The organism is Streptomyces vinaceus, from assembly GCF_008704935.1.
Classification (GTDB): domain Bacteria; phylum Actinomycetota; class Actinomycetes; order Streptomycetales; family Streptomycetaceae; genus Streptomyces; species Streptomyces vinaceus.
Window position 1 is genome coordinate 777,963 of the sequence record NZ_CP023692.1, and the last position, 20,645, is coordinate 798,607.

General features: G+C 73.4%; 14 protein-coding genes and 1 pseudogene. 7 read left to right on the plus strand and 8 right to left on the minus strand.

Annotation, left to right across the window (positions count from 1 at the left end):
• Nucleotides 1-145: 145 nt before the first annotated feature.
• On the plus strand, nt 146-1,480 hold the full coding sequence (locus CP980_RS03485; protein WP_150492586.1) for a helix-turn-helix domain-containing protein: 1,335 nt from the start codon (nt 146-148) through the stop codon (nt 1,478-1,480).
• Nucleotides 1,481-1,505: 25 nt separating this feature from the next.
• Here the strand turns inward: CP980_RS03485 and CP980_RS03490 are convergent, their stop codons facing one another.
• Both CP980_RS03490 and CP980_RS03495 read right to left on the minus strand, forming a co-directional pair.
• A complete protein-coding gene (locus CP980_RS03490) occupies nt 1,506-3,056 on the minus strand; it encodes an MFS transporter (RefSeq protein ID WP_150492587.1) in 1,551 nt (516 codons plus the stop codon).
• A 265-nt stretch (nt 3,057-3,321) separates the two neighbouring features.
• A complete protein-coding gene (locus CP980_RS03495) occupies nt 3,322-3,564 on the minus strand; it encodes a DUF6158 family protein (RefSeq protein WP_099888302.1) in 243 nt (80 codons plus the stop codon).
• 119 nt (nt 3,565-3,683) lie between these two features.
• On the opposite strand from CP980_RS03495, the gene CP980_RS03500 reads away from it, so the two are divergent.
• The 3 genes and pseudogenes from CP980_RS03500 to CP980_RS03510 all read left to right on the plus strand — a co-directional run.
• Nucleotides 3,684-4,796, plus strand: a complete 1,113-nt coding sequence (locus CP980_RS03500) for a M20 family metallopeptidase (protein ID WP_132753890.1) — start codon at nt 3,684-3,686, stop codon at nt 4,794-4,796.
• Between the two features lie 91 nt (nt 4,797-4,887).
• On the plus strand, nt 4,888-5,523 hold the full coding sequence (locus CP980_RS03505; protein WP_150492588.1) for a TetR/AcrR family transcriptional regulator: 636 nt from the start codon (nt 4,888-4,890) through the stop codon (nt 5,521-5,523).
• A pseudogene (locus tag CP980_RS03510) lies at nt 5,520-6,899 on the plus strand (MFS transporter); the annotation flags it as partial. The gene CP980_RS03505 and the pseudogene CP980_RS03510, both read left to right, overlap by 4 nt.
• On the opposite strand, the gene CP980_RS03515 reads toward CP980_RS03510, so the two are convergent.
• Nucleotides 6,834-7,742: a LysR family transcriptional regulator gene (locus CP980_RS03515; protein ID WP_308439322.1), complete on the minus strand. Its 909-nt coding sequence runs from the start codon at nt 7,740-7,742 to the stop codon at nt 6,834-6,836. The pseudogene CP980_RS03510 and the gene CP980_RS03515 sit on opposite strands and share 66 nt — an antisense overlap.
• A gap of 201 nt (nt 7,743-7,943) precedes the next feature.
• Here CP980_RS03515 and CP980_RS03520 point away from each other — a divergent pair, with 201 nt between their 5' ends.
• Nucleotides 7,944-8,609 carry a DUF6817 domain-containing protein gene (locus CP980_RS03520; protein ID WP_150492590.1) on the plus strand — a complete coding sequence of 222 codons (666 nt, stop codon included), beginning with the start codon at nt 7,944-7,946 and terminating at the stop codon, nt 8,607-8,609.
• 12 nt (nt 8,610-8,621) lie between these two features.
• Here the strand turns inward: CP980_RS03520 and CP980_RS03525 are convergent, their stop codons facing one another.
• Nucleotides 8,622-11,849 carry a TIM-barrel domain-containing protein gene (locus CP980_RS03525; protein ID WP_208834761.1) on the minus strand — a complete coding sequence of 1,076 codons (3,228 nt, stop codon included), beginning with the start codon at nt 11,847-11,849 and terminating at the stop codon, nt 8,622-8,624.
• Between the two features lie 284 nt (nt 11,850-12,133).
• Between CP980_RS03525 and ligA the strand changes: the two genes are divergently transcribed.
• Complete coding sequence (gene ligA, locus CP980_RS03530) at nt 12,134-14,218, plus strand: NAD-dependent DNA ligase LigA (protein WP_150492591.1); 2,085 nt, start codon at nt 12,134-12,136, stop codon at nt 14,216-14,218.
• A 77-nt stretch (nt 14,219-14,295) separates the two neighbouring features.
• Here the strand turns inward: ligA and CP980_RS03535 are convergent, their stop codons facing one another.
• From CP980_RS03535 to CP980_RS03550, 4 genes are all read right to left on the minus strand, one after another.
• The gene (locus CP980_RS03535; protein ID WP_132753902.1) at nt 14,296-14,514 is read right to left on the minus strand and encodes a hypothetical protein; all 219 of its coding nucleotides are present in this window, start codon (nt 14,512-14,514) and stop codon (nt 14,296-14,298) included.
• 226 nt (nt 14,515-14,740) lie between these two features.
• The gene (locus tag CP980_RS03540) at nt 14,741-16,531 is read right to left on the minus strand and encodes an ABC transporter permease/substrate binding protein (RefSeq protein WP_150492592.1); all 1,791 of its coding nucleotides are present in this window, start codon (nt 16,529-16,531) and stop codon (nt 14,741-14,743) included.
• The gene (locus CP980_RS03545; protein WP_150530108.1) at nt 16,531-17,592 is read right to left on the minus strand and encodes a quaternary amine ABC transporter ATP-binding protein; all 1,062 of its coding nucleotides are present in this window, start codon (nt 17,590-17,592) and stop codon (nt 16,531-16,533) included. The genes CP980_RS03540 and CP980_RS03545 overlap by 1 nt, the downstream gene beginning before the upstream one ends.
• Before the next feature lie 218 nt (nt 17,593-17,810).
• Nucleotides 17,811-18,734 (minus strand): SigB/SigF/SigG family RNA polymerase sigma factor, encoded by a 924-nt coding sequence (locus CP980_RS03550; protein ID WP_150492593.1) that lies wholly within the window; start codon nt 18,732-18,734, stop codon nt 17,811-17,813.
• A gap of 322 nt (nt 18,735-19,056) precedes the next feature.
• Here CP980_RS03550 and CP980_RS03555 point away from each other — a divergent pair, with 322 nt between their 5' ends.
• Nucleotides 19,057-20,640, plus strand: coding sequence for a S8 family peptidase (locus CP980_RS03555; protein WP_132753910.1), 1,584 nt, complete (start codon nt 19,057-19,059; stop codon nt 20,638-20,640).
• Nucleotides 20,641-20,645 lie beyond the last annotated feature (5 nt).

Consider the following 20,645-nt stretch of genomic DNA (forward strand, 5'->3'; position numbering starts at 1 on the left):
CTCCCCGGGAAGCCGGAAGTCACCGGAAGTTAAACGGCGCGATAAGTGCGCTGAACCGATTGCTTAAACTAGAGGGCGCACGGGAGGTGCGCAATGGCCGACCGCTCCTGCACCATGGGGAGTTGGCGCTACCAGAGGGGTCTACATGGACGAACCGGCCGAGATCGGCCGCAGGGTTCAGCGCATGCGCGCCGAACGCGGGCTTACACAGCGGGCGTTGGCGGAGCCCTCGTACACCTCCGCCTACATCTCGACCCTGGAGTCGGGCAAGGTCCGCCCCTCCGAGACGGCGCTGCGCTTCCTCGCCGAGCGGCTCGGCACCTCGTACGAGGAGCTGGCCACCGGACGCCCCGCCCATCTGGCCACCGAGCTGCGCCTGGCCCTCACCGACGCCCAGCGGACGCTGGCCACGGGGGACGCCGCCGAGGCGGCCGTACGGTACCGGCAGCTGCTGGCCGAGGCGGAACGGCTCGGCCTCGACGCCGAGCGGGCCGAGGCCCTGCTGGGCCTCGGCGACTGCGCGCTGGAGGCAGGGGAACTGCCGCAGGCCATCGGGCACTTCGAAGCGGCCGAGCTGCTGCTGGCGCAGGAGCCGCTGCCGCGCCGGGCCCGCCCGATCCGCGGCCGGGCCGTCGCGCACCTGCTCGCCGGGGAGCTGCGCTACGCCTGCTACCTGCTCGAATCGGCCATCGACGAGCTGAACGCGAGCGGGTTGGCCGATCCGGAGGCGCTGGTCTTGCTGTACGCCGCCGTGATCGGCCCGTACATCGACATGGGCGCCCACGCCCGGGCCGCGCACGCCGCCGAGCTGGCCCTGTCGCTGGCTCCGCAGGTGGCCGACCCGGCGCTGGTGGCGGGGATGCACCGGCAGGTGGCGCGTACGTTCCTGACCGCGGGGCGGCCGGCGGACGCGGACGCCTCCCTCGCCAAGGCCCAGGCGATCTACCGGCAGCTGCGGCTGCGGACCGATCTGGCGCACTGCCATTGGATGCGCGGCTACGTACAGGCGCAGAACGGCGATCTGGTGGCGGCGGAGGTGGAGTTGCGCACGGCCCGGGACATCCTGGCGGCCCGGCGGGCCGCCCTGTACACCGCGCAGGTCGAGGTGGAACTCGCCGATGTGCTGCGCCGGCTGGGCCGCTGCGAGGAGGCCGCCGAGCTGCTGTCCGGGCTGCTGGAGCTGGGCGACAGCCACGGCGCCGTGCACGCGGGCGGAGCGCACCGGCTGCTCGGGCTGATGGCCGAGGAGCGCGGGGAGAACAAGTGCGCCGAGGAGCACTACGTGCAGGCGCTGACCCTGCTGGAGCGCAGCGGGGCCAGTGGGGATCTGGCCGATCTGTGCCGGCTGCTGGGCGATCTGCTGCGGCGTACGGGCCGGATCGAGGCCGCCCTGGACGCGTACCGCACGGGGCTGGGCCACCGCGCGGCGCCGGGCACCACCACGCTGGGCCCGGCGCCGGCGTCACCACCGCGGCGGTGACGCGGGCGGCCGGGCCCGGGCCGTGTCAGTGGTTCTCGGTGGGCCGCAGGTCGCGCGGGATCATCGTCCAGGTGGTGGCCGCGGCGGCGATCGCGAGGAGGCCCGCGATCAGGAAGGCCGGGGTGATGGCGAGGGTGTAGGCCTGCGAGGCCGCCTCGATCAGGCCCTTGCCCACCGTGCCGCCCAGTCGTTCGGCGATGTGGGCGGCTTCGCCCACGGACTCGCGGACCGCCGCCGCGGTGGCGCCGTCCAGATCGAGGACCGGCAGGTTGCCCCGGTACAGCACGGCCGCGGTGCTGCCGAGGATGGCGACGCCCATGGCCGAGCCGAGTTCGTAGCAGGTTTCCTCAATGGCGGCCGCGCTGGAGACCTCGTCCGCGGGCGCGGTCGAGATCAGCGTCACCGAGGCGACGGTGGTGGCGGTGCCCGCGCCCAGGCCCATGACGGTGAGGGCCACGGCGAACGCCGGGTAGCCGAGCTCGGCGAACTGCTGGAAGGTCCAGGGCAGGGCCATGCCGGCGGCCAGGAGCACCAGTCCGGCGCTCAGCACGTGCCGGATCGCGAAGCGCTGCATGAGGGTGGGGGCCACCATCGAGGCGCAGATCAGGGCGAGCGGGGCGGGCAGCAGGCGCAGGCCCGCTTCGAGCGGGGTGTAGCCCTGGCCGTACTGGAACCACTGGGTGACGAGGAAGAGGATCGCGCCCATGCCCACCATGGGCAGGAAGATCGCGGTGGCGGCGACGCTGAAGGCGGGCTTCGCGAACAGCCGGACCTGGAGCAGCGGGTCGTCCAGGCGCAGCTGACGGCGTACGAAGACGGTCAGGGCGACGGCGGCCAGGGCCAGCAGGGCCCACGGGAGCGGATCGGCGATCCCGCTCTTGCCGAGCTGCTTGATGCCGCCCGCGAGGGCGAGCATGCCGACGATCGACTGCCCGACGCCCCACCAGTCCCAGCGGCCGCTGCCGCGCGGGGAGCGGGATTCGGGGAGGTAGCGCAGGCCGGCCGCGACGATGACGGCGGCGACGGGGAGGTTCAGGAGGAAGGCGGAGTGCCAGCCGTGGTGCTGGACGAGGAGTCCGCCGACGACCGGGCCGAAAGCCATGCCGCCGCCGAAGACGGCGGCCCAGACGGCGAGCGCGAAGGCCCGCTCCTTGGCGTCGGTGAACACGCCGCGCAGGATCGACAGGGTGGAGGGCATGATCGCCGCGCCGCCGACGCCGAGGAGGGCGCGGGCCGCGATCACGTGCCAGGCCTCGGTTGACAGCACGGCGATGAGGGAGGCGACGGAGAAGATCGCGAAACCGGCCATGAGCAGCCGCTTGCGGCCCCACCGGTCACCGAGGGCTCCGGCGGTGACGAGCAGGCCGGAGAGGGCGAGCGCGTAGACGTCGATGATCCACAGCTGCTGTACGGCGCCGGGCTGGAGGTCGCCGACGAGGGAGGGGAAGGCCACGTTGAGGATCGTGGTGTCCATCGAGATCAGCAGCAGGCTGCCGGACAGGATCGCGAGGACGATCCAGCGGCGGGGATCGAGTGGAGCGGTGTCGAGTGGGGCGGTGGGGCGGCGGGCGGGCATGGGGTTCCGTTCGGGTGAGCGGGCGGGGAGGCCCGCCGCGCGCACCGCGATGAGCCTCCTTCAACCCAAATGATACATCAGCGTCTCATTCGAGGCGAAGGAGGCTCACATTCAGAGCACGCGCCTGCGCTGCCCCCTATCCACTGATCCCCACCCCGGCCCCCACCCCAGCCCCCACCCCGGCCCCCGCGCCGTACCGCCCGCGCCGCCGCTCAGCAGTCGCCCGGCTGCCGCTCACCGCCGCTCAGCCACCGTCCAGCCGCGTTCAGCCGTCGCCGCTCCGGGCACGGGCGCCCGACCGGGTCCGGCCCGGCGTCTGCGCGCGCTGCGGGTGCCGGCGTACGTACTCGTGCTCCAGCTCGTTCATCCGCTGCGTATGGGTGACCAGCGCCTCGTCGGACCCGTAGAGCAGGGTCTCGTGGCGGGTCCGGTGGATGGCTTCCAGCTCCTTGAGCAACTTGCCGTCTTCCAGGTTCGCCGCCGAGGGACCGCCGTCGTGCTCCGCCATGGCCCGTACACCTCCTCCCCTCCATCATCCCCTCGGATGCCCCTTTCGTCCCGGCCGCACTTGATTCAGCCACCGTTCCCGCGCACTTTGCGCCGTGGCGCTGCGGCTACCCTTGCGCCATGACGATGCGTGCGGTTGTCCATGTGAGTGTGGACGCGATGATCGAGGACCTCAGGACACTCGTCGAGATCGAGTCCCCCTCGCGGGACCTCGACGCCCTGGCGGTATCGGCCAAAACCGTCGCCTCCGTCATCGAGAACCGCCTCGGCGGCCAGGCCGTCCTCATCGAGAGCGAGACCGGACCGCACGTCCACTGGTCGGGCGGCGGCGAGCCGCAGGTGCTGATCCTCGGCCACCACGACACCGTGTTCCCGCTCGGCACCCTCGAACGCCGCCCGTTCGCGGTCGAGGACGGGCGGGTGACCGGCCCCGGGGTCTTCGACATGCTCGGCGGGCTGGTCCAGGCCGTCCACGGACTCGCCCTGCTCGACGACCTGTCGGGGGTCGAGATCCTGGTGACGGCCGACGAGGAGATCGGCTCCCCTTCCTCCCGGGCCCTCATCGAGGAACGCGCCCTGGCCTGCGGCGCGGTCCTGGTGTTCGAAGGCGCTGCCGACGGCGGCGCCCTCAAGACCGGCCGCAAGGGCTGCGGCTCCTTCCACGTCTCCGTCGCGGGCCGCGCCTCGCACGCGGGTCTGGAGCCCGAGGCCGGGGTCAACGCCCTCATCGAGGCGGCCCACCTCGTCCTGGACATCGCCGCTTTCGGCCGGCCCGAGATCGGCACGACCGTGACCCCGACCGTCGCGTCCGCGGGAGGCGTGGACAACGTCGTGCCCGCCGAGGCGACCGTCACCGCCGACGTCCGGGTCGAATCGGCCCGTGAGCAGGCGCGCATCGAGTCGGCCTTCGCGGCGCTCGCCCCGCACCTCGAAGACGCGGAGATCTCGGTCCAGGGGTCCATCGGCCGGCCTCCGATGCCGGAGTCGGCCTCGGCCGACCTCTTCGCGGTCGCCCAGCAGTTGCTCCCCGGCCTGGAAGGGCGTTCCGTCGGCGGCGGCAGTGACGGCAACTTCACGGCGGCGGTGGGGGTGCCGACCCTCGACGGCCTGGGTGCGGTCGGCGGCGGCGCGCACGCCGACCACGAGTACGTGCTCGTCGAGGCGATGGCCGAGCGGGCGAACCTCGTCGCCGGACTGGTACGGGCCATCCGGGACATGAACGCGGGCGCGTAGCGACCACGGCCCGAGCGGCGCCCGGCGCCGAGCGGCGGTTCCGTGCGGCCAGCGAGTAGACAGTGTCTACGCATCCTGGTAGACACGGTCCATGGACCCGCACAGCCCGCTCCGGGAACGCCTGATCGACGTCGGCGTGGACCTCGTACTCAGCGAGGGCACCGCCGCCCTCGGCCTGCGTGAGATCGCCCGCCGCGCGGGGGTGTCGCACGGCGCGCCCCGCCGCCACTTCCCCACCCACCACTCCCTCCTCTCCGCCATCGCGCGGCGCGGATTCGCCGACCTCGGCGCCCGGTTCGCGGCGGCGAGCGCCCGTACCGGCTCCCCGCGCGAGCAGGTACGGGCGCTCGGGTGCGCGTACGTGGGCTACGCGCTGGAGCACCGCGGGATGTTCGAGCTGATGTTCCGCCACGACCTGCTCGACAGCGAGCGGGCGGAGAACACCGGGGAGGAAGTCACCGAGGAGGAGGGCGCCGGGCAACAGCGGCCGAGACTGCGCGAGTCCACGGTCCCGCTCTTCCGCCTCCTCGTCGGTCTCGTCTCCCGCTGCCGCACCGACGCAGACCCCGAGGTCATCGCCGCCGCCCTGTGGGCCAACCTGCACGGCGTGGCCCAGCTGTGGGCCTGGGGCAGCCTGCCCCTGGTGCTCGAAGCCCACGGCCCCGTCCCCGTCGAACGGCTCGTCGACGCCGCCCTCGACGCCCACCTCGGGCCGGACCGCTCATGACCCGCGCGAGGCAGCGGATCGCCCTGCTCGTCAGCGTGGGCGGCGCGATGCTCGTCGCCCTCGACGGCACCGTCCTGAGCGTGGCGCAGCCCAGCCTGCGCCGCGACCTCGGGGCGAGCGTGGCCCAGGTCCAGTGGACCAGCACCGCCTACCTCCTCGCCGTGGCCGCCCTCCTCGTCACCGCCGGCCGCCTCGGCGACCGGTACGGGCATCCCCGGCTGCTGCTGGTCGGCGTGCTCGGCTTCGCCGCGGCCTCCGCCGGGATCGCGCTCGCGCCCGGGGTCGGCTGGGTCATCGCCCTGCGCGCCGCGCAGGGGGTGTTCGGGGCCCTGTTGCAGCCGGCGACGCTGGCGCTGCTGCGCCTCGCGTACCCGGCCGACCGGCTCTCCGCCCCGGTGGCGGTGCGGACCAGCGCCATCGGCGCGGCCGCCGCGGCCGGTCCGCTGCTCGGGGGCGTGCTGGTCGCGCACGCGGGGTGGCGTTCCGTGTTCGTGCTGAACGTGCCGATCGCCCTCGTGATCGCCGCGCTCGTCCTCGCCGTACGGGTGCCCGCGCCGGACCGGCCGCCGCAGGCCGGCCCGGGCCCGGACCGGCCCGCGCTGACCGGCGCGGCGCTGCTGGCCGCGGCGCTCGCCGTGCTGGTGCACGCGCTGGCCGGCGTACCCGCCCACGGCTGGACCGCACCGCCGACGCTGCTGGGGCTCGGCGGGGCCGTCGCCCTCGCGGCCGTGCTCGTACGGCATGAACGGCGCGCGGCGCAGCCCCTCGTACCGGCCGCGGTGGCGCGGTCGCGGCCGGTCGCGGCCTCGATGGCGCTGCTGCTGGCCGTCTCCGCCGGCATGTTCGGGGCGCTGTTCGCGGCGACCTTCCTGCTCCAGGACGTACGGGGGCTCGGCCCGCTCGCCACCGGCCTGCTGGTGCTCCCGCTGACCGGCTGCATGGTCGCGGGGGCGCCGCTGGCGGGCCTGGCGCTGCGCCGGTACGGGCCGCGCCGGACCGCGCTGGCCGGTACGGGGCTGGTCGTCCTCGGGGTGGCCGGGCTGGGCGCGGGAGTGGGACCGGCGGTCATGGCGGCCTTCGCGGTGCTCGGCGCCGGCTTCGCCGCGGTCATGGTGACCGCCACCGGCACGGTGGTCGGGGATGCGCCGGCCGGGTACGCGGGGGTGGTCGGCGGGCTCAAGCAGACGGCGATGAACGTCGGTCCGACGCTCGGCATCGCCGTCGCGGCGGGCGGCGGCGCGGGATCCGGGGCCGCGCCGACCGCGCTCTTCGCCCTGGCGGCGCTGGCGGCGGTGGGATTGCTGCCGGCGTCACTGCTGCCGCGCGGCGCGGGCCGTACAGCTGCGGGCGACGTCGTCGGCGAAGACGCGGGCCAGCGGGGACAGGGCCGCCCAGCGGCGGACGGCCCAGCCGACCGCGAGCGGTGGCAGGGCCGGGATCGGGACGAGGCGCAGCGGGCCCTCTGAGCCGGGGACCCGCCAGCCGGGCAGGGCGGGTACGACGGCGTGGCCCAGGCCCAGTTCGGCCAGGAGCAGGGCGGTGTCCCAGTCGGCCACGCTGGTGTCGGACCGTATCCGGATGCCGGATTCCGCGAAGGCGGCGTCGAGGTGGGCGCGGGAGGCGGAGTTCTCCGGGAGCCGGATGTGGCGGATGCCGGTGAGGTCGGCCGGCTCGATGCGGGGCCGGACGGCAAAAGGGTCGTCGGCGCAGACGGCGAGCACCCAGGGCAGCTCCATCACCGGGCGCTGCTCGATCCCGCGCACGGGCCGGCCGATGGTGATCCAGGCGAGGTCCAGGTCGTCGGCGGCGAGGGCGTCGAAGCAGCTGCGGCTGGAATTCTCGGTCTGGAACTCCAGGCTGACCCGCGGGTGGCGGCGCCGGAAGCCGACGACGGCCTCGGACATGAAGTGCCGTACGGTCGTGGCGCCCGTGGTGATGCGTACCGATCCGCTGTCCCCGCGGACGAGTTCGTCGAGGCGGCGCAGGGCGCCGTCGAGCCCGGCGATGCCGTCCGCGGCGGCCGCCTGGAGGATGCGCCCGGCCTCGGTGGGGAGCACGCCGCGGGCGTGCCGCTCCAGCAGCTCCGTGCCCGTCTGCTTTTCGAGGCGGCGGACGTGCTGGCTGACCGCGGACTGCGTACAGCCGAGATCGCGGGCGACGGCGCTGAGGCTGCCGGCCCTGCAGACGGCGACGAAGACGCGGAGATCGTCGAGGGTCACGGGAGGCAGGCTACTCCAAGCCGGAGCTTGGGTCTTGATAGGGAATCAGAGGATTGACTTGGGTCTTCGGGTGGACAACGATCAAAGCAGGGCCCCAGGGCGGCAACCCGTCCCCGCCCGCGCCACGGTCCGGACACCGGCGCGGGCGGCGACGGGTGCCGACCCACCATCTCGGTCAGGGACGCGGAGAGGACCACACCCATGCCGCCACCGGCACACTTCGCGCGCCGGGAGGCGCACGCCCTCGCGCTGCTGCGGGAACTCGGCGCCGGGGACCTGGACCACCCCGGCGGCAGCCTGCTCGCGCATCTGGAACGGGTGCACGCGCGGCTCGGGGTGTGGGGAGCCCGTCCCGCACTGCGGCTCGCGGGCCTGTGCCACGCGTTCTACGGGACGGACGGCTTCGCCACCGCCCTGCTGCCGGTCGGCCGGCGGGCCGAGCTGGCGGCGGTGATCGGGGCGGAGGCCGAGGAGATCGTCTACTTCTACGCCAGTTGCGACCGCGCTGCCTCGTATCCGACGCTCGCCTCCGACGTCCCCTGCGGGGCCGGAGCCCACACCGAGGCCGCCGCCGCCGAGGCTGACGCCGACGCCGACGCCGCCGACGACGAGGCGGTGTCGTCGGGGGCGCCGGCGTTCCGCGACCGGTTCACCGGTCACGTCCACTGCCCCGGCCGGCAGCCCCGGCGGGACTTCGCGGAGCTGACCGCGGCGAACGAGCTGGACCTCGCCCGGATCGACCCGGCGTTCCGCGCGGCCCACGGACCGGGCCTGCTGGCCCTGTTCACGCGGCTGCGGGGGCTGCTCACCGAGCCGGCCTGGCGGGAGTGCCGGGCCGTGCTCGGCGAGGGCGTGTCCGCGCCCTGAGGAGCGGCTCCCTCAGGGCGTGAAGGTCCAGCGCTGCGCGGAGCCGCCGTCGCAGGCCGCGCGGGTGAGTTTCGTGCCGTTCGCGGTGGCCGCGCCGACCGGGGCCAGGCACTGGCCGAGCGTACGGAGGCTGCCGTCCGGGCCCTGTTCCCAGCGCTGCCCGGCGGCCGCGCCGCACGTCTGGACGGTGACCGAGGTGGCGCTCGTACCGTCGAGGCAGACCCCGCCCAGGCCGGTGACCCGGCCGTCGGCCGTCAGGCTCCAACGCTGGTTGGGGCCGCCGTGGCAGGTGTAGAGGGTGGGCTCGGTGCCGGGCGTGGTCGCGCTGTACGGCAGGTCCGCGCAGCGGGCGGAAGCCGCTTGGACGAGGGTGGCGTCGGCCGGGAGCGGGGCGGCGCGCCCGGTCAGGCCGATCTCGGCGGCGCTGCTCCAGGGCCCCCGGCCACCGGCTTCGGTCAAGGCTCGCAGGCGCAGGTAACGGCCCGTCTTCGGGGCCAGGGAGACGGACTTGGCGGCGGCGGTGTCGGCGAAGGTACCGGTCGCCACGGGTGAGCCCCAGTCGGTGGTGCTGTCGGAGACGTACACCTCGTAGCCGCCGATCCGGCCGTTGACGCCGCCGTCCTGGCGGGGCAGGTAGCCGAGGCCGTCGACCGCGTAGCGGGCGCCGAGGTCGATGCGGATCTCGTGCGGAAGCGCGGCCGGGGTCCCCGACGACCAGGCGGTGTGCCAGAGCGTGGCCGGGTTGCCGTCGAAGGCGTTCTTGGCCGCGCCGTCCTCGGCGGCGGTCTCCTGGCTGTCGGCGGAGAGCAGGGTCCACGCCGACTGCGGGACGGGGGCCGAGGTCGCCGGGATCGGGTCGGCCGCCGGGACCGAGGTGCCGGTGACCGTGATGCCGAACGCCCCGCCTCGGGTACCGGACTTGACCCACAGGATGCCGCCGCGGTCTGCGGGGTCGAAGAACCAGCCGGACGCCGCCGCGTCGTAGGCGGCCTTGGAGGTCTGGCGGGCCAGGGCTGCGCCGTCCGCGGCGACCGCGCCCGGCGCGGAGGCCACGTGGAGGGTGAACTCGTAGCCCCGGGCGGCCGGTTTGCCGGTGTAGCTGCCGGTGGGGGCGCCGACGGAGACGGTGACCGTACCGGAGCCGGAGGCCGGGGCCTGGACGTCCACCTGCTGGCGGGCGTACGCGCCGGACTGGTAGGCGCGGGTGGTCCCGTCGTCCTCGTACAGGCTGAAGGAGGAGTTGCCGCGGGGGTGGATGTCGTAGGTGAGGGTCGAGACGGGCTTCTCGCCGGTGTAGTTCATCTGCGGCCACATCGGCACGATCGCGCCGCCCTTGACGAACAGCGGCAGGGTGTCGAGCGGCGCCTGGTAGCCGTTCAGCCAGCCCGGTCCCGCGTACGTCTTCCCGCTCCAGTAGTCCGTCCACGTCCCGGCGGGCAGGTAGATGCCGTCGCGCACGGAGGTGTCGGAGACGACCGGGGCGACGAGGAAGGAATCGCCGGCCATGAACTGGCCGCTGGTGAGGTTGCCGCGGGCCACCGGGTCGTCCGGGTACTCCAGGACCATGGCACGGGTGCTCGGCACTCCGCTCTCGTGCGCGGTGCGGCTCATCGTGTACAGGTACGGCATCAGCCGCATCTTGAGCTGGAGGTACTTGCGGTTGACGGACAGGTAGGGCTCGGCGAAGCGCCAGGGCTGCTTGTCCTGGTAGCCGGCGGCCGGGTTGGTCGCGCCCCAGCCCGACATGGTCATGAAGGCGGGGGTGAAGGCCTTCCACTGGAGGTCGCGGGTGTAGGTCTTGGGGCTGCCGCCGAAGATGCCGTCGACGTCGCCCGAGGCGTAGTTGAGGGCGGAGAGGCCGGCCCCGGCGATGGCGGGGACGTGCCAGCGCATGTCGTCCCAGGTGCCGTTGGTGTCCCCGGTCCAGACGACGGCGTTGCGCTGGGTGCCGGCCCAGCCGTCGACGGTCCAGACGTAGCGCCGGGCGTCGGAGTTCTTCTCGATGCCGTCGACGGCCTGCTGGACTCCGTTGAAGGCGCTCTTGTAGCCGCCGCCGATCCAGGCCACGTCCGTCTTCACGCCGCGGGTACCGGCCGTTCCCACCTCGTCGGCGATGGAGCCGAGCCCGGTGGATGTCCACAGTCCGGTCTGGAAGCCCTTGGCCTTCAGGGCGTCGACCGTCGATTTGAGGGGCGCGGTGTAGCCGCAGCCGTAGCCGTCGTTGGGCAGGAACCAGCCGGAGGGCATGTCGGCGGCGCGGGCGTCGGTGGCGTATCCGACCACGTCGGGGGTGGTCTGGTGGCGCAGTCGGTTGTGGTCGCCCTGGTATGCCGGGTTGGAGGCGTTGAAACAATCGGCGTTGCCCAGTTCCATGCCCCACATGGGCGCCATGAAGGGTTTGCCGCTCACATCGGTGTACGCGTCGAGTACGGACTTCAGCGAATCGCCGGTGAAGTACCAGGCGTCGAAGCGCTTCTCGTCGTGGGTGAGGGTGGTGGGGGCGTTGAATCCGTAGGAGCCGGGGGCCCAGGTGTTGCGCATGACGCCGTAGCCGTTGGTGGACATGTAGAAGGGGGCCGGGCTGGCGTTGTCGTTCTCGCGCCACTTGTTGTCGACGGCGACGGGGACCGTCTTGCCGCGCAGCGCCCATTCGCCGAGGCGCAGGCCGGTCCCGTAGAACTGCTCCTCGGCGCCGCGGGCCAGGTACTGGGTGGTCTGGGCCGCGGTCCAGGAGGTGGGCCGGGTCTCCTGCCAGACGAGGGTGGCGTTGTCCGCGCGGTAGACGGAGAACTGCAAGGGGGTCTTGTTGACGCGGATGTTCAGGGCGCCGGTGGTGATGCGGTAGTACGCGCCCGCGTCGGTGAAGGCGGCGTCGACGGGACCGAAGTCGGTGGTCGGGGCGAGGTCGGAGCCGGCCGGGTCGTTGGTGAAGGCCCCGTCGGGCGAGAGCCAGAGCCGGAAGATGTCGGCGCGGGCGATGACGACGCGGGCCTTCGCGCCGCCGGAGGTGCTGACCGTGAAGGTGTTCCCGGACCGGGTGAGGCCGGTGGCGTTGCCCGCCGTGGCGGGGGCCGGAGCCGCGGCGGCCGCTTGGGTCATCGGCCCTGCGGCGGCCAGCCCGGCGACGGCGAGGGCCCCGGCGAGCAGCGCGGCGAGGGACGCCCGCCGCTGTTTGGCCTTCTTGCGCGCGTGCGTGGGGATGCGACTGTGCGTGCGCCTGGGGATGCGGATGAGTCTCATGGGGCAGCTCCTCGTGCGGTCCGGATTGCGGACACACCGCTTTGGCATGCGCCTGGCAAGATAGCGGCCTACGGAGATCACTTGAAGGATGCTGCTCGAAATCGTCTTCAATCAAGCAGCTTTGAGCATGCGTCAGCCGGATCGCACGTGAACAGGAACTCCTCGAAGTGCGCAGATCCACCAGTGGAGCTGCCGCAACCAGGACGACAACAGCCGGCAGTGGCGGTTCTTCACCGCCACCCAGGGGGGAGGGCGTTGTCAGACCCCTGCGCGACGATCGGGGCATGACGATCACCACCGCCGCTCCGGCCGGTTCCGCCCTCACCACCCGCGACGAGTACGCCGACGCGATCGGCACGGCCATCCGGGCCGCCGCCGCGTACTACGGCTCCGGCGACTCCCCGCTGGACGACGCCTCGTTCGACCTGCTCCTCTCGCTGATCCAGGCGTACGAGGAGCGCTACCCGGAGCACACCGACCCGGCCTCGCCGACCGGGAAGGTGGCGGGGGGCGCGGTGCCGGCCGGGGAGGTGGCCCACACGGCGCCGATGCTCTCGCTGGCCAACGCCTTCGGGCCGCAGGACCTGCTCGACTGGGAGGCCTCGGTGGTGCGCCGGCTGGGCGGGCCGGTGACCGGCGGCTTCGTGGTCGAGCCGAAGCTGGACGGGGCCTCGCTGGCGGCCCGGTACCAGGACGGCCGGCTGGTCCGGCTCGTCACCAGGGGCAACGGGACGAGCGGCGAGGACGTGTCCCATGCCATCGGGACCATCGTCGGGCTGCCGGAGCGGCTGGCTTCGGACGCCTCCTTCGAAGTCCGCGGCGAGGTCCTGCTCACCACGGCCCAGTTCGAGCGGGCCAACGAGGTGCGCGCCGCGCACGGCGCGGGGCCGTTCTCCCACGCGCGGGGCGGCGCGGCCGGAACGCTGCGGGCCAAGGGCCGCCCGTACACGGTGGAGATGACGTTCTGGGCCTTCGGCGCGGTCGAGCGGGGCGGCTCCGCGGTGCTGCCCGCCACCTCCCAGGCGGAGGTGATGGCCTTCGTCGCGGCCGCGGGCGTCCAGACGGCGGCGGCCACGCCCGCGGGGCTGACGGTGGTGGCCACGGCCGCCGAGGCCCAGGAGCAGGTCGACCGGATCGCGGCGCTGCGCCCCCTGCTGCCGTTCGGGATCGACGGGGTCGTCGTGAAACTGGACTCGCTGGCCGAGCAGAGCGCCGCCGGGACGGGCTCGCGCCACCCGCACTGGGCGACCGCGTACAAGCTGGCGGCCGTCGAGCGGCGCACCCGGCTCCTCGACGTGACCTGGGCGGTGGGCCGCACCGGGGTGCTCGCGCCGACCGCCGTGCTGGAGCCGGTGGAGATAGACGGCTCCGTGGTGCGGCACGCCACGCTGCACAACCCCGCCGACATCGAGCGCCGCGGCCTGCGGATCGGCGACACCGTGACCGTCCGCAAGGCGGGCGACGTCATCCCGCGCATCGAGGCCCCGGTGGTGGAGCTGCGCACCGGCGAGGAGCGGCCGATCGCGCTGCCGGCCGTCTGCCCCGGCTGCCAGGGGGAGATAGACCGCAGCCAGGAGCGGTGGCGCTGCGCCCAGCCGGCGGACTGCGGACGGATCGCCGCGATCCTCTACGCCGCCGGGCGCGACCAGCTGGACATCGACGGCCTGGGCGAGAGGTACGTACGGGCGCTGGTCGAGGCCGGCCGGGTCCAGGACGTGGCCGACCTGTTCGCACTGGACCACGCGGCGCTCGCGCAGGCCGCGGGGAGCGAGCGGCGGGCCGTGAAGCTGCTGGAGCAGATCGAGGCGGCGAAGGGCAGGCCGCTGTCCCGGGTGTTCTGCGCGCTCGGGGTCCTGGGCACGGGCCGGGGCATGTCCCGGCGGATCGCCCGCCACTTCGGGACGATGGAGGCGATCCGGACCGCCGACGCGGCCGCCATGACGGAGGTCGAACTGGTCGGGGAGACCAAGGCGACCGCGATCGTCGCCCAGGTCGCATCGCTGGGACCGGTCATCGACAAGCTGGCGGCGGCCGGGGTCAACCTGACGGAGCCGCAGGCGGAGCGCCCCGCCGACGCCGGCGCCGAGGGCATCGGCGCCGGGGGTGTGCAGGGGCCGCTCGCCGGTCAGACCGTGGTGGTGACGGGGAAGATGACGGGCGCGCTGGCGGCGTACGACACGCGCGACAAGGTGCGCGAGCTGATCGAGCGGGCGGGCGGGAAGTCCGCGAGCGGCATATCGGGGCGCACGACGCTGCTCGTGGCGGGGGCCAAGGCCGGTGGCAAGGTGGCCAAGGCCGAGGAGGCGGGCATCGAGATCCTCGGCGAGGAGGCGTTCGCCGACCGGATCGCCGCCTTCCTCGGCTGCTGAGCCGTGCGCGCCGCCGCGGCGGCGGGGGCCGGCCGGCCCGGCCGCACGGTCCGTACGGGCTGCCCCGGCGGTACGGCCTAAGCCGGCGGCGGGGTGACGGCCAGGACGGGCGGGGTAGGGGAGGCGTACCGGTGGCCGCAGGGGTCGAAGGCCAGCACCACGGGCCGGCCCGCGCACTGACGCCAGGAGATCCGCTCCGGTGCGCTCCCGCACACGGGGCAGCGCGGCAGCGGGCCCGGCTCCGCCGGAGCCTCGGCGGCGGCCACGAGCAGGGGCGCGGGGTGCGGATCGCGCATGGAGCCTCCCGGGTCCGGCGGTGGTGTGTTCCCGCACTGTGTCACGCGGCGCCGCCGGAGGGTAAGGGCGGATCATCCAGGATTCCGGCTGGTCAGAGGTGCGTTCCCGGGAGGGACCCGCCGATCGCGTCGGCGACGCGGCTCCGGCCACGGGACACCGGGACGCCGACGGCCGGTGGAGGCGTACGCTCCACCGGCCGTCGGCGTCTTCACCACCGCGCCGTGATCAGGCGGCCCCGGCGACCTCGGGGTGCTCCTTGAGCCAGGTGCGGACGGCCTGCTGCTCCTTGCCCTTGCCCGCGTCCTGGATCTTCGCCTCCAGGCCGGTCAGCTGGGCCTCGGTCAGCTTGAACGAGCGCAGCCAGGAGGCCACTTCCGGCTCGTCCGCGGTGAAGCCCTTGCGGGCCAGGGTGTGGATGCCGTCGCCCTTGCCCCAGGCCCCCTTGGGGTCCTGCAGCTTCTTCAGGTCGTACGAGGCGTACGCCCAGTGCGGCGACCAGAGCACGACCGCGACCGGCTCCTGCTTCTCGTAGGCCCGCTTCAACTCGGCGAGCATGCCGGGGGTCGACCCGTCGACGACCTGGTACTCGCCGTCGAGGCCGTACTCCTTGAGCAGTTTGCCCTTCAGGATCCCCATCGCGCCCGCACTGGGCTCGATGCCGATGATCCGGCCCTTGAACCGGCTGCCCTTGCCCTTGAGGTCGGCGAGGGAGGTGACGTCCTTCATGTACGAGGGGACGGTCAGCTCGATGGACGTCGGGCCGTACCACGCGCCCAGGTCGTCCAGCTTGTTCCCGTACTTCTCCCAGTACTGGGCCTGCGTGACCGGCAGCCAGGCGTCGGTCTGGAAGTCGACCTGGCCGCCCGCGAGCCCGGTGAACAGGGCGCCGAGCTCCAGCTGCTTCGCCTCCACCTGGAAGCCGCGGCGCTCCAGGAGCTCCTTCCACAGGTAGGTCGAGGCGATGCCCTCGTCCCACGGGATGTAGCCGATGGAGATCTTGCGCCCCTTGCCGATCGCGTCGGCCCCGGAGGCGGCCGGCTGTCCGGAGCCGCCGAAGGTGTTCAGGCCGCCCGCGACGAGGGCGAGGACCACGGCGCCGGTGACGGCGTAGGCGGGCTGGGGGCGGTGGTTCCACACCTTGGCGGCGCCGCTCGCGGCGGCCCGCGCCTTGGCGAGCGTGCGCCGGCCGAGCGGGGAGACCTGACGGCCCAGCGCCCCGGTCATCCGGTCCAGGTACATGGCGAGGATGACGATGGAGATGCCCGCCTCGAAGCCGAGGCCGATGTCGACGTTGCCGATGGCCCGGTAGACGGCGCCGCCGAGACCGCCGCCGCCGACCATGCCGGCGATGACGACCATGGACAGGCCCAGCATGATGACCTGGTTGATGCCCGCCATGATGGTGGGCAGCGCCAGCGGCAGCTGGACGCGTACGAGGGTGTCGCGCGGGGTGGTCCCGAAGGCGTCGGCGGCCTCGACCAGTTCCGCGTCGACCTGGCGGATGCCGAGCTCGGTCATCCGTACGCCCGGCGGCAGCGCGAAGATGATGGTCGCGATGATGCCCGGCACGACGCCCACGCCGAAGAAGATGATGCCGGGGATCAGGTAGACCATGGCCGGCATGGTCTGCATGAAGTCCAGCACGGGGCGCAGGACGGCGCTGACCCGGTCGGAGCGGGAGGCCCAGATGCCGAGCGGGACCGCGATCGCCAGGGTGACGAGGGTCGCGACGAGGACCAGGGAGAGCGTGGACATCGCGTCGCCCCACAGGTCGACGGAGTCGACGAGCGCGAAACCGGCGAAGGCGAGGAGGCCCGCGAGCAGTCCGCGCAGCCACCAGGCACCGACGGCGAGGATGCCGGCGAAGAGCAGCGGGGCGGGCGCGTCGAGCACGGCGTGGATGGCGTCGTAGAGGCCGGTGACGAGCGTGCTGATGGCGTCGAAGAGCCAGGACAGGTGGCGCTGGAGGAAGTCGACACCGCTGTCGACCCAGGCGCCGAGGTGCAGGCGGGGCATCAGGAGGCCACCTCCGCGCAGCGCACCGGGGCGCGGTCCTCGTCGCCGATGAAGGCGACGAGGCGGTCCTGCGGTACGGAGCCGACGACGGCGCCGGCCCCGTCGGTGACGGTGACGGCGTGCGGGACGCGGGCGCTGACCGCGCACAGGTCCGCGATCGGGGTGTCGGCGGTGACGCTGGGGCAGCCGCAGGCGCATTCCCCGGCGACGGGGTCGGTCATGACGGCGTCGGCCGTGAGCACGCGCGAGCGGTCGACGTCCTGGATGAAGGAGGCGACGTAGTCGTCGGCCGGGCGGGTGAGGATGTCCTCGGCGGTGCCCTGCTGGACGATGCGGCCGTCGCGCATGACGGCGATGCCGTCGCCCAGGCGCATGGCCTCGTTGAGGTCGTGCGTGATGAACACGATGGTCTTCTTGAGCCGCTGCTGGAGCTCCAGCAGCTGGTCCTGCATGTCGCGGCGGATCAGCGGGTCCAGCGCGCTGAAGGACTCGTCCATCAGGAGCAGGTCGGCGTCGGTGGCCAGGGCGCGGGCCAGGCCCACGCGCTGCTGCATGCCGCCGGAGAGCTCGTCGGGCCAGGAGGACTCCCAGCCGGCGAGCCCGCACAGCTCCAGCGCCTCGGCGGCGCGGTGCAGCCGCTCCTCGCGGGCGACGCCCTGCACCTCCAGCCCGTAGGCGGCGTTCTCCAGCACGCTGCGGTGCGGGAAGAGGGCGAAGTGCTGGAAGACCATGCTGATCTTGGTGGAGCGGACGTGGCGCAGCTCACGCCGGGAGAGGGTCGTGAGGTCCTGGCCGTCGAAGAGGATGCGCCCCTCGGTGGGTTCGAGCAGTCCGTTCAGCATGCGCAGCAGCGTGGACTTGCCGGATCCCGACAGACCCATGACGACGAATATCTCGCCGGGCTCGACGCGGAACGAGGCGTCGATCACAGCGGCCGTCGTGCCGTCGGCGCGCAGCTCGTCGCGGCCCGCGCCGGATCGGAGCGCGCGGACCGCGGCCGCGGCGTCGGAGGGTCGCCTTCCGAACACCTTGTAGACGTGCTCGGCCTGGAGCGTGGACACATACACCTCGCGGGTCGTACCGGGAACGGCCTGCGCCCGGCCACGGGGGCCGGGCGCAGGCCGTGGAGCGGTACGGGATCCGCCCGCACCCGCGCCGGCCGTGGTGACGGCAGGCGGAAGGGTCCGCTCCGGATCCGCGGGTGCCCAGGCTGCCCCGGGGTAAACGCCGAGGTGATCCACCTCACGTCCGGAGGTCTGGTGCAGACGGGCGCCGGGGCTTATGCCCCGGGTCCCGGGTCCTCCAGCATGGAGGCCCGCAGGTGGGCGAGGACGCGGCCCAGTACGCGCGAGACCTGCATCTGCGAGATGCCGAGCGCGGCGCCGATCTGGGCCTGGGTGAGCTCCTCGCCGAAGCGCATCCGCAGCATCCGGCGCTCGCGCTCCGAGAGCTGTTCGAGCAGCGGCGCGAGGGTCTGGATGTCCTCGACGCGCTCCAGGGCCGGTTCCTCCTCGCCCATGACGTCGGCGAGGGTGTGGCCGTCGGCCGAGCCGTCGGCGCCCTCGGCGTGCCCGGAGTGCGGGGCGTCCAGGGAGCCGGTGGTGTGGCCGTTGGCGGCGACGAGACCCTCTATGACGTCCTCCTCCGTGATACCGAGGTGGCCCGCGAGATCGGCGACGGTGGGCGAGCGGTCGAGCGTGGTGGTCAGCTCCTCCTTCGCCTTGGCGATGTCGAGGCGGAGCTCCTGGAGGCGGCGCGGGACGCGCACGGCCCAGGAGGTGTCACGGAAGTGCCGTTTGATCTCGCCTGTGATGTACGGCATGGCGAGGGTGGCGAACTCGTTCTCGCGGGCCGGGTCGAACCGGTCGATCGCCTTGATCAGGCCGATGGTGCCGACCTGGACGATGTCCTCGATGTCGCCCCCGTCACCCCGGCCGCGGAAACGGCGGACGGCGTACTGGACGAGTGAGGCGTTCATCTCTATGAGCGCGTTGCGTACGTACTGGTGTTCCGGCGTACCCGTGGGCAGTTCGCTCAGCCGCCGGAAGAACACCCTCGACAGCTCCCTCGCATCCGAGGGGGCCACCTCCCTGGGCTCCTCGATCCGCGGCAGGTCCGCGATCCGGGCGGCCTGGACGCGGCGGCGCGGATGGGGGACGACTGCGTCGGTTTGGGAACTGGAGGTTGGGGCAGGGGCGGGCATGGGGTTCGCTCCTTGGGCTTGTCGGCTTGCGGCGCGGGACCTTGACTGCCGTCGATGGTGGTCTCTTTCAGCTTGAACGTCAAGAATTGCCGGAAATGCGGCCGTCCGCTTACGCGCGCGCATTCCACGCGTGCACGCGCGCGACCGGCGGCCCGGATTCCTTTCTGTGCGCGCGGTCTTGTGCCGGCCCTTGCGGCGCCCCAGTCTGAGCGGACGACTTGAGGGGGGTTCGGTCCGGATGTTCAGGACATGGCACGGATCACACGTATAACGCAGGTCACGCCCATTGCGCAGATCACATGCATTACATGGGTCACACGGAATGCCTGCGTCGCACGGATCGCGGGGATTACGGCAGTTCGGATGGCGGCGGTACGGGGCCGTCCTCGCCCTCGCCTCGGCGCTCGCGCTCGGCGCGCACACCGGGGCCTCGGCCGCGAGCCCGCCCGAGGGGAGCGTCCGGTACGCCGGAGCGCCCGGAGCCGTCGCCGGCAGCTATCTCGTCGTACTGGACCCGGCCCGCGCGGGCGCCCGTACCGAGCGGGGCCGGTCCGTGGTCACCCGCTACGGCGCCACGATCCGGCGCACCTACGACGCGGCCCTGAACGGCTACTCCGTCCGGCTGTCCGAGCGCGGGGCCCGCCGGCTCGCCGCCGATCCCGCCGTCGCCGAGGTCGCGCAGAACCGCACGCTGCGGCTCGACTCCACCCAGCCCGGTCCGCCCTCCTGGGGCGTCGACCGGATCGACCGGCGCAGGCTCCCGCTCGACCAGAGCTACGCGTACCCCGATTCGGCCGGGCAGGGGGTGACCGCGTACGTCATCGACACCGGCGTCAACATCAGCCACCAGGACTTCGGCGGGCGCGCCTCGTACGGGTACGACGCCATCGACGAGGACTACGAGGCGGACGACCTGCACGGGCACGGGACACACGTCGCCGGGACTCTCGCGGGGGCCACGTTCGGGGTCGCGAAGAAGGCGAAGGTCGTCTCCGTCCGGGTGCTCGACTGGTCGGGCGAGGGCACCACGGAGCAGGTGGTCGCCGGGATCGACTGGGTCACGCGGAACGCCGTGAAGCCCGCCGTCGCCAACATGAGCCTGGGCGGCGACCCGGACGACGTGCTGGACGCCGCCGTCCGGGGCTCCATCGCCTCCGGCATCACGTACGCGGTGGCCGCGGGCAACCAGGGCGCGGACGCCTCCACCCACTCCCCCGCCCGGGTGCCCGCGGCGCTCACCGTCGGTGCGACCAACGACCGGGACGCGCGCGCCTCGTACTCCAACCACGGCCCTCTGGTGGACCTGTTCGCCCCGGGCGACTCGATCACCTCGGCGGTCTTCTGGGGCGACGACTGGAGCACCACCATGTCCGGCACCTCGATGGCCTCCCCGCACGTGGCCGGCGCGGCGGCGCTCTACCTCGCCGACCACCGCACGGCCACGCCCGCCCAGGTGGCGGGCGCCCTGACCGCCGCGGCCACGACGGGCTCGGTGGTCGACGCCGGACCGGGCTCGCCGGACCGGCTCCTGTACGTGGGGACGGCGCCGAACCGGGCGCCCGGACCGCGCTTCGCGAACACCGCCGACTATCCGATCGAGGACCTGCAACCCATCGAATCCCCGGTCACCGTCAGCGGGATCCCCGGTCGGGCCCCCGCGCAGCTGGACGTGGAACTCGACATCAGGCACCCGGACTCCGGCACCCTCCAGGTCGACGTGATCGCCCCCGACGGCACGGTGTACCCGATCAAGGACAGCTACACGGGCTGGGGCGACGCCGACCTCAGAGGGGTGTTCGGGATCGACGCCTCGTCGGAGACCGCCAACGGCGTGTGGAGGCTACGGGTGTACGACGCCTTCGCCGGCTACACGGGATCCATCGACGGGTGGGCCCTGCGCTTCTGAGGGGG

What these genes read in the sequence shown, in the direction of transcription:
- CP980_RS03535 (WP_132753902.1), bottom strand. Translation starts at nt 14,514, where the DNA reads ATGCGCGATCCGCACCCCGCGCCCCTGCTCGTGGCCGCCGCCGAGGCT.
- CP980_RS03500 (WP_132753890.1), top strand. Translation starts at nt 3,684, where the DNA reads ATGACGATGCGTGCGGTTGTCCATGTGAGTGTGGACGCGATGATCGAG.
- ligA (WP_150492591.1), top strand. Translation starts at nt 12,134, where the DNA reads ATGACGATCACCACCGCCGCTCCGGCCGGTTCCGCCCTCACCACCCGC.
- CP980_RS03555 (WP_132753910.1), top strand. Translation starts at nt 19,057, where the DNA reads ATGCCTGCGTCGCACGGATCGCGGGGATTACGGCAGTTCGGATGGCGG.
- CP980_RS03540 (WP_150492592.1), bottom strand. Translation starts at nt 16,531, where the DNA reads ATGCCCCGCCTGCACCTCGGCGCCTGGGTCGACAGCGGTGTCGACTTC.
- CP980_RS03490 (WP_150492587.1), bottom strand. Translation starts at nt 3,056, where the DNA reads ATGCCCGCCCGCCGCCCCACCGCCCCACTCGACACCGCTCCACTCGAT.
- CP980_RS03495 (WP_099888302.1), bottom strand. Translation starts at nt 3,564, where the DNA reads ATGGCGGAGCACGACGGCGGTCCCTCGGCGGCGAACCTGGAAGACGGC.
- CP980_RS03485 (WP_150492586.1), top strand. Translation starts at nt 146, where the DNA reads ATGGACGAACCGGCCGAGATCGGCCGCAGGGTTCAGCGCATGCGCGCC.
- CP980_RS03520 (WP_150492590.1), top strand. Translation starts at nt 7,944, where the DNA reads ATGCCGCCACCGGCACACTTCGCGCGCCGGGAGGCGCACGCCCTCGCG.
- CP980_RS03505 (WP_150492588.1), top strand. Translation starts at nt 4,888, where the DNA reads ATGGACCCGCACAGCCCGCTCCGGGAACGCCTGATCGACGTCGGCGTG.
- CP980_RS03525 (WP_208834761.1), bottom strand. Translation starts at nt 11,849, where the DNA reads ATGAGACTCATCCGCATCCCCAGGCGCACGCACAGTCGCATCCCCACG.
- CP980_RS03550 (WP_150492593.1), bottom strand. Translation starts at nt 18,734, where the DNA reads ATGCCCGCCCCTGCCCCAACCTCCAGTTCCCAAACCGACGCAGTCGTC.